Genomic DNA, 12,423 nt, shown 5'->3' on the forward strand with positions numbered 1-12,423 from the left:
CGCAGCACAGGCCCGCGCGAAACCCCGCTCATCAGTCGAGGCCAGCGCTACCCGCTACCCCAGCCGACAACCGGACCCGCCCCACCCCAGCCGACAACCGACGCCCACCCCGCCCCCGCCGACAACCGACGCCCACCCCGCCCCCGCAGGCGCAGCCGAGGTCCGCCCCACTCCAGCCGTCAGCCGAGGGCGCAGCCTCCGGTGGTCGCCGGCAGTGGCTCCGGGGCGCCGATCGTCGGCAGGCCCAGCATCACGCCCGCCGGCTCGGCCGCCGCCGCGGCGGTGCGCTTCTGCCAGGCGTCGCCCGCGCGCGTGCGGCGCACGGAGAGGACGTCGCCCTCGGCCAGGAGGTGGTGGGGGGCGGCGTAGGTGATATCGACCGTGACCACGTCACCGGGGCGGACCTCCTGGTCCGGCTTGGTGAAGTGGACCAGGCGGTTGTCGGCGGCGCGGCCGGAGAGGCGGTGGGTGGCGCCGTCCTTGCGGCCCTCGCCCTCCGCGACCATCAGCTCCAGCGTGCGGCCGACCTGCTTCTTGTTCTCCTCCCAGGAGATCTCCTCCTGAAGGGCGACGAGACGCTCGTAGCGCGCCTGGACGACCTCCTTGGGGATCTGGTTCTCCATGGTCGCGGCCGGGGTGCCGGGGCGCTTGGAGTACTGGAAGGTGAACGCCTGGGCGAAGCGGGCCTCGCGGACCACGTGCATCGTCTGCTCGAAGTCCTCCTCGGTCTCGCCGGGGAAGCCCACGATGATGTCGGTGGTGATCGCGGCGTGCGGGATCGCGGCCCGCACGTTCTCGATGATCCCGAGGTAACGGTCCTGCCGGTACGAGCGGCGCATCGCCTTCAGGACGGTGTCCGAACCGGACTGGAGCGGCATGTGCAGCTGCGGCATCACGTTCGGGGTCTCCGCCATCGCCGCGATCACGTCGTCCGTGAAGTCGCGGGGGTGCGGGGAGGTGAACCGGACCCGCTCCAGGCCCTCGATCTTCCCGCAGGCCCGCAGCAGCTTGCTGAACGCCTCGCGGTCGCCGATGTCGCTGCCGTAGGCGTTGACGTTCTGCCCGAGCAGCGTGATCTCGGAGACGCCCTCGGCGACCAGCGCCTCGACCTCGGCGAGGACGTCGCCGGGGCGGCGGTCCTTCTCCTTGCCGCGCAGGGCCGGGACGATGCAGAAGGTGCAGGTGTTGTTGCAGCCGACCGAGATCGACACCCAGGCCGCGTAGGCGCTCTCGCGCCGGGTCGGCAGGGTCGACGGGAACGCCTCCAGCGACTCGGCGATCTCGACCTGTGCCTCCTCCTGCACGCGGGCGCGCTCCAGCAGGACGGGCAGCTTGCCGATGTTGTGCGTGCCGAAGACGACGTCCACCCAGGGCGCCTTCTTCACGATGGTGTCGCGGTCCTTCTGCGCCAGGCAGCCGCCGACCGCGATCTGCATCCCGGGCCGCGAGGCCTTCCTCGGCGCGAGGCGTCCGAGGTTGCCGTAGAGCCGGTTGTCGGCGTTCTCACGGACGGCGCAGGTGTTGAAGACGACGACGTCGGCGTCACCGTCGGCATCCTCGGGGGCGCGGACGTAACCGGCCTCCTCGAGCAGTCCGGACAATCGCTCGGAGTCGTGGACGTTCATCTGGCACCCGTAGGTGCGCACCTCATACGTTCGCTTGACGTCCACGGCGTGGCTCCGGTCGATGCTGCTCATGGCACAAGGGTAAGGGCGCGCCGGGAGCGCCCTTCCCGGCCGCCGCCTCAGGGCTCGATCAGCCCGGCCCGGATCGCGTACCGCGTCAGCTCCAGGCGGTCCCGCACGCCCAGCTTCTGCAGCAGGTTGGCCCGGTGCCGCTCGACGGTCTTCGCGCTGATGAAGAGCAGCTCGCCGATCTCCTTGGAGGTGTGCCCCTCGGCGACCAGCTTGAGGATCTCCTCCTCGCGCTCGGTCACGGGCCGTTCCGGCAGCCGGTCACCGCCGTGCAGCCGCTCCAGGTACGAGCGCACCAGGGCGCGTTCGGCCCCGGGGTAGATGAACGGTTCGTCGCGTACGGCCGCCCGGCAGGCCTCGACGAGATCGCGGTCGGCGACGGACTTGAGGACGTACCCGCCCGCGCCCGCCTTCAGCGCCTCGAAGAAGTACTGCTCGTTGTCGTACATGGTGAGGATCAGGATCCGCAGGTCCGGCAGTCGCCGGGAGAGTTCCCTGGCCGCCTGCAGGCCGGTCATGCGGGGCATGGCGATGTCCAGCACCGCGAGATCGACCTCGCGGGACCGGGCCAGCGCGACCGCCTCGGCACCGTCGGCGGCCTCGGCGACGACCTCCAGGTCCGGTTCGCCGTCCAGGATGAGCCGCACGCCCCGGCGCACGAGGGTGTGGTCGTCGGCCAGGAGCACCCGGATCGGCATCAGCGGTCTCCCGCAGCCCTGGCCGGCACCCGGATCGGCATCAGCGGCCTCCCGCGGCCCCGGCCGGCACCCGCAGCCGTATCTCGGTACCGCCGTCCGGTCCCGGCCCCACGGCCAGCTCCGCCCCCACCAGCAGCGCCCGCTCCCGCATCCCGCGGATTCCGGCGCCCTCGGGGCAATCCCCGACGCCCTTGCCGTTGTCGCGTACGACGAGTTCGACGCCGTAGGAGAGGACGTGGAGCGTGATCTCCGCGCGGTCGGCGCCGGCGTGGCGGGCGGTATTGGTCAGGCCCTCCTGGGCGACCCGGTAGAGCACGAGTTCGGACTCCTCGGTGAGCGGGGGCGCCTCGGCGGGCACGTGGTGGCGGACGGTCAGGCCGTGCGTGGTGAACTCGGCGGCGAGCGAACGCAGGGCGCTGACCAGGCCGAGTTCCTCCAGGACGCCGGGGCGCAGCCGGCGGGCGATGCGCCGGATCTCGTCGAGGCCGGCCCGGGTCGCCTCCTGCGCCTGGCCGACGTCCTCGCGCAGTTCCGCGGGCACCCGGTCGGCGACCCGCTTGAGCTGGAGCAGCACGGCGGTCAGGGTCTGGCCGACCTCGTCGTGCAGCTCCCGCGCGATCCGGTGGCGCTCCCGCTCCTGCGCGGACAGCGCGCGGGCGGCCCCGGCGGCCCGCTCGCTCTGCAACCGGTCGAGCATCGTGTTGTACGTCGTGATCAGCTCGGCCGCCTCGGCCGGTCCCGCGACCACCGCGCGGGCCCCGGGCCGCAGCAGGTCGGCGGCGGCCATGGCGCGGCCGAGCCGGTGCAGCGGGGCGAGGCCGAGACGCAGCACCAGGGCGTTGGCGACCAGCAGCAGCGCGAGGCCCGCGACGACGACCAGGGCCTCGGCCGGCAGCACGGGTGTCGAGACGGTGACCGGACCGAGCAGCAGGGCCGCGGCCACCACCAGGCCCGCGGCGTTGAGCGAGAAGATCCGCCAGAACAGGGACACGGGCGCGTTCCGGCTCCTTCCGGCTCTCCGGGGCACGGCCGTCACCAGCCTCGATGCTCGAGTCCGATCGCGTATATCCGTGACGACACCCATATCGCCACCGTACGGGGGCCTGGCAGCATGCCGACCGAGCCATCGAAACGATCACGAACGGCAAGGGGAACAAACGTGTCAGCTCCACGCCTGAAGCGGACGCCGCTGCCCGGCATCGGGGTCCAGTACGACCTCGTGACACGGGAACACCGCCATCTGTCCGTGGTGGCACACCGCGACGGCGGCCGCACGGTGAACGTGTACCGGGCCGACGATCCCGACTCGTGCCTGCAGTCGCTGCGGCTGACCGGCTCCGAGGCGGACTCGCTGATCGACGCCCTCAAGCCGTCCCACCACAGCGCGAGCCTGCTCTACACCACCGATCTGGGCCTGGTCGCCGAGCGGATCGAGGTGGCCGCGACCTCGCGCTGGAACGGCCGGCTGCTCGGCGACACCCGGATGCGCACCGAGACGGGCGCCTCCGTGGTGGCGGTGCTGCGCCGGGCCGAGGCGATCCCGTCCCCGGCGCCGGACTTCCGGCTGGTGGGCGGCGACACCCTGATCGTCATCGGCACCCGCGAGGGTGTGGACGCCGCCGCGTCGATACTCGGGCGGGAGTGAACCGGTGCACTCCGGCATCCTGCTGATCGAGTTCGGTTCGATCATCCTCGGTCTGGGTCTGCTCGGCCGGGCCGCCGCCCGCTTCCGGCTCTCGCCGATCCCGCTGTACCTGCTCGCGGGGCTGGCCTTCGGCGAGGGCGGGCTGCTGCCGCTCGGGGCCAGCGAGGAGTTCATCGCCGCGGGCGCGGAGATCGGCGTCATCCTGCTGCTGCTGATGCTGGGCCTGGAGTACACGGCCGGCGATCTCGTCACCAACCTCAAGGCCCACTACCCCGCCGGCCTCGTCGACTGCGCGCTCAACGCCGTCCCGGGCGCGCTGGCGGCCCTCCTGCTCGGCTGGGGCCCGGTGGCTGCCGTGGTGCTGGCGGGCGTCACCTGGATCTCCTCCTCGGGCGTCATCGCGAAGGTCCTGGGCGACCTGGGCCGGATCGGCAACCGCGAGACACCGGTGATCCTCAGCGTGCTGGTCCTGGAGGACCTGGCGATGGCGGTGTACCTGCCCATCGTCACGGCCCTGGTCGCCGGGGCGGGCCTGCTGGCGGGCAGTGTCACGCTGGCCGTCGCGCTGGGGGCGGCGGGACTCGTCCTGTTCGTCGCGGTCCGCTACGGCCGGGTCATCTCCCGTTACGTCTCCAGCGACGACCCGGAGAAGCTGCTGCTGGTGGTGCTGGGGCTGACCATCCTGGTCGCGGGCGTCGCGCAGCAGCTCCAGGTGTCCGCGGCGGTGGGCGCCTTCCTGGTGGGCATCGCCCTGTCCGGGGAGGTGGCGGAGGGCGCGCACACCCTGCTCAGCCCGTTGCGGGACCTGTTCGCCGCGGTGTTCTTCGTCTTCTTCGGCCTCCACACCAACCCGGCGAGCATCCCCCCGGTCCTGCTGCCCGCCCTCGCGCTCGCGGTGGTGACGGCGGCGACGAAGATCGCCACGGGGTACTGGGCGGCGCGCCGGGCGGGCATCTCCGTCAAGGGCCGCTGGCGCGCGGGCGGTGCCCTGGTGGCCCGCGGCGAGTTCTCCATCGTCATCGCGGGGCTGGCGGTGAGCGCGGGTATCGAGCCGTCGCTGGGGCCCCTGGCCACGGCCTACGTCCTCATCCTGGTGATCGTCGGCCCGCTGACGGCACGGTTCACGGAGCCGGTGGCGATGTGGTGGACGGACCGCGGACCGGCGGTGCGCAGGCGGCAGGAATCCCGGCGGTACGAGGAAACGGAGGCCCCGGTGGCCGACGTATAGCGGCGGCCGCGCGGCGCCGCCCCTGGTCAGGGGGGTGAAGGGCCTGGCAGTATCGCCGCATGCCCACGCTGTTCCCCTCTGCCGGCAGGCGCCGGGCCCTTCAGGGCGCGGTCGCCGGCTTCGTCGCGCTCGGGCTGCTGCTGTGGTGGCTGCTGCCGCTGGGCGAGGACCCGCCGAGCGGGACGATCACCTTCAGCACGGGCACCGAGGCCGGGGTGTACCACGAGTACGGCGAGCGGCTCCAGAAGGAGCTCGCCAAGGACATGCCGGGCCTGACGGTCAAGCTGAAGACGAGCGACGGCTCACTGGCGAACGTGCGCAGTGTGGCGACCGGGAACGCCGACGTGACCATCGCCGCGGCCGACGCGGTGGACACGTACGAGACCGACGGCGGCACCGGCGCGGACCTGCTGCGCGGGGTGGCGCGGCTGTACGACGACTATGTGCAGCTGGTCGTCCCGCCGGACTCCGACATCGAGTCCGTCGCGGACCTGCGGGGCAAGCGGGTGGCCATAGGGCTACCGAACTCGGGTGTGCGGCTGATCGCCAACCGGGTGCTGCGGGCGGCGGGCATCGACCCGGCGAAGGACATCACGCCCCGCTCCGACGGCATCGACACCGGACCGAAGCGGCTGGGCTCCGACCTGGACGCGTTCTTCTGGTCCGGCGGCCTGCCCACGCGCGGGCTGCGGGAGCTGGCCGAGACCTCCGCCTTCCGGTTCGTGCCGATCGAGTCCTCGATGGTCGCCCGGGTGCACGCGCAGGGCGGCGCCACCCGCTATTACCGGGCCACCAACATGCCGGAATCGGCCTACAAGACGATTCAGAACGGCTCCACGGTCGCGACCATGGCCGTCTCCAACCTGCTGGTGACCCGCAAGGACCTGGACCCCCGGCTCACCGAGTGGCTGACCCGGACCGTGCTCGACAGCCGGGACGGCATCGGTGCCCACGTCCACTCCGCACAACTGGTCGACGTACGCACCGCGATCTACACCGACCCCCTGCCGCTGCACGAGGGCGCCCGGCGCTACTACCGCTCGGTCAAGCCGTAGCCTCGCTGCGCGGCACCCGCACCGTCACCTTCAGCCCGTGCGGCTCGTGATGGCCGTACGCGATCGATCCGCCGCCCGCCGAGAGCAGGGCCCGGGAGATGGACAGGCCCAGGCCGGAGCCCTTGACGTTCTGATGGCGGCCGCTGCGCCAGAAGCGGTCGCCGATGCGGACCAGTTCCTCGTCGGTCAGCCCGGGCCCGCGGTCGGCGACCACGACGGTCGCGCTGTCGCCGTTGGAGGCGACCACCACCTCGACCCGCTCGCCCCGCGGGGTGAACTTCACGGCGTTGTCGATCACCGCGTCCAGCGCGGACGACAGCGCCACCGGGTCCACCCAGGCGGTGGTGGCCGGGCAGTCCCCGGCCAGCTCGACCCCCTTCGCCGCGGCCGTCGGCGACCAGGCGGCGACCCGCTCGGCGGTCAGCGCACCGATGTCGGTGAGCCGCAGGTCGGCGGCGGTGTGCTCGGCGAGCGCGAGGTCGAGCAGGCCGTCCAGGACCTGGGCGAGACGCTTGCCCTCGGCCTGGACCGAGGCGATCTCCTGATTACCCTCGGGCAGTTCGAAGGCGAGCAGCTCGATCCGCAGCAGCAGCGCGGCGAGCGGGTTGCGCAGCTGGTGCGAGGCGTCGGCGACGAAGGCGCGCTGCTGCTCCAGGACGCCCTCGACGTTGTCCGCCATCTCGTTGAACGACCGGGCCAGGCGCTGGAGTTCCGGCGGTCCGCCGGCCGCCGCGACCCGGGACTTCAGCGCGCCGCTCGCGATGGCGTGGGTGGTGGCGTCCAGGACGCGTACGGGTCTGAGCACCCAGCCGGTGAGCCGCAGCGCGGCGCCGACGGCGAGCAGCATCGCGGCGAACTCGCCCGCGGCGATGACCAGCCAGCCGTACAGGATGCGCGAGCGCATGTCCCCGGTGGGCGAGTCGGTGACGACGACCGCGACGACATCGCCGTCCCGGACCACCGGTGAGGCGACGACCAGGCGGTTGCGCTGCCAGGGCCACACCTGCCGCGGGTCATGGCTGCGCCGGCTGAGCAGCGCCTCCTCGAAGGCGTCGCGCACCTCGCCCGAGTCGGGCAGGAACCAGGTCCGCGGGGCGTTGGCCAGCGGGGCGTCGCCGGGCAGGAAGACACCGGCCCGGATGCCGTATACGCCGTGGTAGCTCTCCAGCTCCCGGCTCAGGGTGCGGCCCTCGTCGCGCGGGCCCTCGGGAGTGTCCATGACGGACCGGGCCATGGCGGCGAAGTAGGCCGTGTCGTCGATGCGGTCGACGACCACCTTCTGCTGCTGGGCGGCGGCCAGGCTGACGGCGAGCGGCACCCCGAGCGCCAGCAGTACGGCCGCCATCAGAACGATCAGCAGCGGAAGGAGTCGTGTGCGCACCCGTCCCCGCTAGGCGGCCGGGGCGACGAGCCGGTAGCCGACCCCGCGCACGGTCTCGATCAGGGCCGGCATCCGCAGCTTGGCCCGCAGGGACGCCACATGCACCTCCAGGGTGCGTCCGGTCCCCTCCCAGCTGGTCCGCCACACCTCGCTGATGATCTGCTCCCGGCGGAAGACCACGCCGGGCCGCTGGGCGAGCAGGGCCAGCAGGTCGAACTCCTTGCGGGTCAGCTGGACGACCGAGCCGTCCACGCTGACCTGCCGGGTGGGCAGTTCGATGTGCACCGGGCCCAGGCGCAGCACGGTGTCGCCGCCGGCCGCGGGGTCGTCGTGGACGGAGCGCCGGCTGACGGCGTGGATCCGGGCGAGCAGCTCACCGGTGTCGTACGGCTTGACCACGTAGTCGTCGGCACCGAGGTTGAGGCCGTGGATGCGGGAGCGGACGTCGGAGCGCGCGGTGACCATGATCACCGGGGTGCTGGTGCGCTTGCGGATCTTGCCGCAGACCTCGTAGCCGTCCTGGTCGGGCAGGCCCAGGTCGAGCAGGACGACGCCGAAGCCGGCGCCCTCCGGGACGAGCGCCTGCAGGGCCTCCTCGCCGCTGCGGGCGTGCGTGACGTCGAAGCCGTGCCGGGCCAGGACCGCGGACAGGGCGGCGGCGACATGGTTGTCGTCCTCGACGAGGAGCAGTCGCATCCCGTCTCCCTCCTGTTCATCGGCCGTACGGGTGACCTCGCTACACACGAAGCGTGCACGCGCGCGCGTGCACCCTGGCAGTCACGCTGATGGACGAGGACGCCGTCAAGTGGGTTCCGGTTGCGCGGAGCTTGTCGTTACCCACCCGGTACGCGCCCAGGTCTCCGGGGCTACGACACGTGTCTGATTGCTACCGGATCGTGATGCTCAAATTCCCCTCAGGACTAATGACGCAGGTCGGATACGGTTATTAGTGTCCTCCGAAACCGAGGAGGACGGAGCCTGAGAGCGATGACCGAAGTATCGGTGGCCAAGGAAGACGTGGCTGCGACCGGCGACCTGGTCGTCCTGAAGAGTGTCAACAAGCATTTCGGCGCGTTGCACGTGCTCCAGGACATCGACCTGACGATCGCCCGCGGCGAGGTCGTCGTGGTCATCGGGCCCTCCGGGTCCGGGAAGTCCACCCTGTGCCGCACCATCAACCGCCTGGAGACGATCGACTCGGGGACGATCGTCATCGACGGCAAACCGCTGCCCGACGAGGGCAAGGAGCTGGCCCGGCTGCGCGCCGACGTCGGCATGGTCTTCCAGTCGTTCAATCTCTTCGCGCACAAGACGGTGCTCGAGAACGTCATGCTGGGCCAGATCAAGGTCCGCAAGGCGGACAAGAAGCAGGCCGAGGAGAAGGCCCGCGGCCTGCTCGACCGGGTGGGTGTGGCGAACCAGGCGGACAAGTACCCCGCCCAGCTCTCCGGCGGCCAGCAGCAGCGCGTGGCCATCGCACGCGCCCTGGCGATGGACCCGAAGGTCATGCTCTTCGACGAGCCGACCTCGGCCCTCGACCCGGAAATGATCAACGAGGTGCTGGAGGTCATGCAGCAGCTCGCCCGGGACGGCATGACCATGATCGTCGTCACCCACGAGATGGGCTTTGCCCGTTCGGCCGCCAATCGTGTGGTGTTCATGGCGGACGGGCGGATCGTCGAAGAGGCTGTGCCGGACCAGTTCTTCAGCAACCCGCGCAGCGACCGTGCCAAGGACTTCCTGTCCAAGATCCTGCACCACTGACGACGCACCGGCGCTCTCGCAGGCCCTGCGTCACCGCACCGACGGCTCGCATCTCTTCACCAGACAAAGGATGTTCACCATGAAGCTCCGCAAGGTCACCGCCGCGGCGGCCGCTGCGCTCGTCCTCTCCCTCACCGCGACGGCCTGTGGCGGCGACGACAAGGACAGCGACAGCGCCGACACCGGCTCGGGCGGCGGCGACAAGATCACTGTCGGCATCAAGTTCGACCAGCCGGGTATCGGCCAGAAGACGCCGCAGGGCTACTCGGGCTTCGATGTCGATGTCGCCACCTACGTCGCCAAGAAGCTCGGCTACAACGAGGACCAGATCGAGTGGAAGGAAGCCAAGAGCGCCGACCGCGAAACCATGCTGCAGCGTGGTGACGTCGACTTCATCGCCGCCTCCTACTCGATCACCCCCGAACGTCAGGAGAAGGTCGACTTCGCCGGCCCGTACCTCCTGGCGCACCAGGACGTCTTGGTCCGGGCGGACGACAACTCGATCAAGTCTCCGTCGGACCTGAACGACAAGAAGCTGTGTTCGGTGACCGGCTCGACGTCGGCACAGAACGTCAAGGACAAGCTGGCGCCCAAAGCGGACCTGCAGCAGTACCCGACGTACTCGGCCTGCCTGACGGGTCTGCAGAACAAGGCCATTGACGCGCTGACCACGGACGACTCGATCCTGGCCGGATACGCCGCACAGGAGAGCTTCAAGGGCAAGTTCAAGCTCGGCGGCTTCAAGATGACCAACGAGAACTACGGCATCGGCGTCAAGAAGGGAAGCGACCTCACGGACAAGATCAACCAGGCTCTGGAGGACATGGTCTCCGACGGTTCCTGGGACACAGCCGTGAAGGAGAACTTCGGTCCCGCGAACTACAAGAACGAGCCCGCACCGAAGATCGGCGACATCAAGAGCTGAAGTAGCGCCTGACGGGTGCGCCGCCCAGAGGGGCGGCGCACCGGGGCGAGTCCGCATACGGAAGCGCGGGAGATCGTGTTCGACTTTCTTGAAGGTTATGACCTGCTGGGAGCCTTCTGGGTGACAGTGCAGCTCACCCTGCTCTCCGCTGTCGGTTCCCTTATCTGGGGAACCCTCTTGGCCGCCATGCGCGTCGGCCCGGTGCCTCTGATGCGGGGCTTCGGCACCGCATACGTCAATGTGGTGCGGAACATTCCGCTCACAGTGATCATCCTGTTCACTTCTCTTGGCTTGAACCAGACCCTTGGCATCAGCCTGGGTGCGGACAACTTCGACTCCATCAACTTCCGGCTCGCCGTGCTCGGTCTGATCGCATACACCTCGGCGTTCGTCTGCGAGGCAATCCGCTCCGGCGTTAACACTGTTCCAGTGGGCCAAGCAGAGGCAGCCCGCGCCATCGGGTTGAGCTTTACGCAGGTCCTTACGCTGATCGTGTTGCCGCAAGCCTTCCGTTCGGTCGTCGGCCCGCTCACCAACGTGCTGATCGCACTTACCAAGAACACCACGGTCGCTGCCGCCATCGGCGTGGCCGAAGCAGCCCTGCTGATGAAGGACATGATCGAAAACGAGGCACAACTCCTGCTGATCTCCGCGGTCTTCGCATTCGGGTTCCTGTGCCTGACGTTGCCGACCGGCTTGATCCTCGGTTGGGTGGGCAAGAAGGTGGCGGTGAAGCGATGAGTTCCGTCCTGTACGACGCCCAGGGCCCGCGTGCCAAGCGTCGTAACGTCCTCTTCACGACTCTGTTTGTGATCGCCTTGGCCGGGCTCGTGTGGTGGGTTTACAAGAGTCTTGATGACAAGGGCCAACTGGACTGGGAGAAGTGGAAGCCATTCTTCTCCGGTACTGAGGCATGGACCACGTACATCCTGCCCGGCCTGAAGAACACGGTGGTTGCAGCAGGTCTCTCTATGGTCATCGCCCTGCCGGTCGGGGCGGTCTTGGGCATCGCACGCCTCTCGGACCACGCGTGGGTCCGTGTACCGGCCGGCATGGTCGTCGAGTTTTTCCGCGCCATTCCTGTGCTGATCCTGATGATTTTCGGCGTGGCCCTGTACTCGGAGTACACGAATGTCAGCTCCGAGGATCGCCCCCTGTACGCGGTCATCACAGGCCTGGTGCTCTACAACGCCTCGGTGCTCGCGGAGATCGTCCGCGCGGGCATCCTTTCCCTGCCCAAGGGTCAGACGGAGGCCGCGCAGGCCGTAGGTCTGCGCAAGACCCAGACCATGACATCGATCCTGCTCCCCCAAGCAGTCACCGCAATGCTGCCAGCGATCGTCAGCCAGCTCGTCGTGATCGTCAAGGACACGGCCCTCGGCGGCGCGGTCCTCACGTTCCCCGACTTGATCGCCGCCGTGAGCCCGATGAGCTCGTACTACGGCGCCAACACCATTGCCAGCTTCACCGTCGTGGCCGTGATCTTCATCGTCATCAACTTCGCTCTCACAAGCTTCGCGAGCTGGCTGGAAGGCTGGCTTAGGCGCAACAAGAAGAGCTCGGGTGCAGTGGTTACAGCGGAAGCGCTCGAAGACCTCGCGACCGTCGGGCATGCGCCACCTGTCACACCTGAAGACGGCTCAAAGGCTAGCGGGTCTCACCGCTGAACTGGAGCTCGGATTGTGGCAGCCGATTGGGTCTCGTCGCTGTTTCGCGAGGCCCAATTTGCTGCGCTGAAGGTGCAGTTGGGTCACGGGCTCTGGCTCCCGGCGAACGTGCCTTTGCGCAGCTGAAGTCCTGGCGACTCTTACGGCGAGCCCGATGTTCCACCCGGCGTATCGGCACCGCCGTCCAAGCCATCCGCACACTTTTGACCTGCGACTATACAGGATGAAAGAGGTTCACTGAACCTATTTCATCCTGGGCTGTCGGGTGAACCAGGCTGGTCAGGTGCGGTGACGTGGCGAAGCCCCTCGTCGTTGGTGTGGTGATCTCACTCAACACGCCGACGGCCGGGGGGCTTCGTTGGTTCC

12 protein-coding genes and 1 pseudogene are annotated in these 12,423 nt (G+C 69.5%); 8 read left to right on the forward strand and 5 right to left on the reverse strand.

Annotated elements, in window-relative coordinates:
• Positions 1-179 precede the first annotated feature (179 nt).
• The 3 genes from miaB to ACWD11_RS19150 are packed head-to-tail and all read right to left on the reverse strand — an operon-like array spanning position 180 to position 3,383.
• Entirely contained in the window at positions 180-1,697 is a 1,518-nt protein-coding gene (gene miaB, locus ACWD11_RS19140; protein WP_451284239.1) for a tRNA (N6-isopentenyl adenosine(37)-C2)-methylthiotransferase MiaB, read from the reverse strand.
• 47 nt (positions 1,698-1,744) lie between these two features.
• Positions 1,745-2,392, reverse strand: coding sequence for a response regulator (locus tag ACWD11_RS19145; protein WP_389420989.1), 648 nt, complete (start codon positions 2,390-2,392; stop codon positions 1,745-1,747).
• Positions 2,393-2,432: 40 nt separating this feature from the next.
• Positions 2,433-3,383, reverse strand: coding sequence for a sensor histidine kinase (locus ACWD11_RS19150; RefSeq protein ID WP_451284241.1), 951 nt, complete (start codon positions 3,381-3,383; stop codon positions 2,433-2,435).
• A 168-nt stretch (positions 3,384-3,551) separates the two neighbouring features.
• Here ACWD11_RS19150 and ACWD11_RS19155 point away from each other — a divergent pair, with 168 nt between their 5' ends.
• Genes ACWD11_RS19155 through ACWD11_RS19165 form a run of 3 tightly spaced genes read left to right on the forward strand, consistent with a single transcriptional unit; the run spans position 3,552 to position 6,320 of the window.
• Complete coding sequence (locus ACWD11_RS19155) at positions 3,552-4,037, forward strand: cation:proton antiporter regulatory subunit (RefSeq protein WP_389420987.1); 486 nt, start codon at positions 3,552-3,554, stop codon at positions 4,035-4,037.
• Positions 4,038-4,041: 4 nt separating this feature from the next.
• Positions 4,042-5,265 carry a cation:proton antiporter gene (locus tag ACWD11_RS19160; RefSeq protein ID WP_451284243.1) on the forward strand — a complete coding sequence of 408 codons (1,224 nt, stop codon included), beginning with the start codon at positions 4,042-4,044 and terminating at the stop codon, positions 5,263-5,265.
• A 59-nt stretch (positions 5,266-5,324) separates the two neighbouring features.
• Complete coding sequence (locus tag ACWD11_RS19165) at positions 5,325-6,320, forward strand: TAXI family TRAP transporter solute-binding subunit (RefSeq protein ID WP_451284245.1); 996 nt, start codon at positions 5,325-5,327, stop codon at positions 6,318-6,320.
• Here ACWD11_RS19165 and ACWD11_RS19170 read toward each other — a convergent pair.
• Both ACWD11_RS19170 and ACWD11_RS19175 read right to left on the reverse strand, forming a co-directional pair.
• Positions 6,310-7,701: a sensor histidine kinase gene (locus ACWD11_RS19170; RefSeq protein ID WP_389420984.1), complete on the reverse strand. Its 1,392-nt coding sequence runs from the start codon at positions 7,699-7,701 to the stop codon at positions 6,310-6,312. The two genes, ACWD11_RS19165 and ACWD11_RS19170, sit on opposite strands and share 11 nt — an antisense overlap.
• A gap of 9 nt (positions 7,702-7,710) precedes the next feature.
• Positions 7,711-8,397 (reverse strand): response regulator transcription factor, encoded by a 687-nt coding sequence (locus tag ACWD11_RS19175; RefSeq protein ID WP_389420983.1) that lies wholly within the window; start codon positions 8,395-8,397, stop codon positions 7,711-7,713.
• 291 nt (positions 8,398-8,688) lie between these two features.
• Here ACWD11_RS19175 and ACWD11_RS19180 point away from each other — a divergent pair, with 291 nt between their 5' ends.
• The 5 genes and pseudogenes from ACWD11_RS19180 to ACWD11_RS19200 all read left to right on the forward strand — a co-directional run.
• Positions 8,689-9,465 (forward strand): amino acid ABC transporter ATP-binding protein, encoded by a 777-nt coding sequence (locus ACWD11_RS19180; RefSeq protein WP_389420982.1) that lies wholly within the window; start codon positions 8,689-8,691, stop codon positions 9,463-9,465.
• A 79-nt stretch (positions 9,466-9,544) separates the two neighbouring features.
• A complete protein-coding gene (locus ACWD11_RS19185; RefSeq protein WP_451284247.1) occupies positions 9,545-10,390 on the forward strand; it encodes a glutamate ABC transporter substrate-binding protein in 846 nt (281 codons plus the stop codon).
• Positions 10,391-10,465: 75 nt separating this feature from the next.
• Entirely contained in the window at positions 10,466-11,131 is a 666-nt protein-coding gene (locus ACWD11_RS19190; RefSeq protein WP_451284249.1) for an amino acid ABC transporter permease, read from the forward strand.
• Positions 11,128-12,057 (forward strand): amino acid ABC transporter permease, encoded by a 930-nt coding sequence (locus ACWD11_RS19195; protein ID WP_451284251.1) that lies wholly within the window; start codon positions 11,128-11,130, stop codon positions 12,055-12,057. The genes ACWD11_RS19190 and ACWD11_RS19195 overlap by 4 nt, the downstream gene beginning before the upstream one ends.
• A gap of 83 nt (positions 12,058-12,140) precedes the next feature.
• Positions 12,141-12,284: pseudogene (locus ACWD11_RS19200) on the forward strand (IS5/IS1182 family transposase); the annotation flags it as partial.
• Between the last annotated feature and the right edge of the window lie 139 nt (positions 12,285-12,423).

The organism is Streptomyces sp. NPDC002776 (assembly GCF_053592195.1).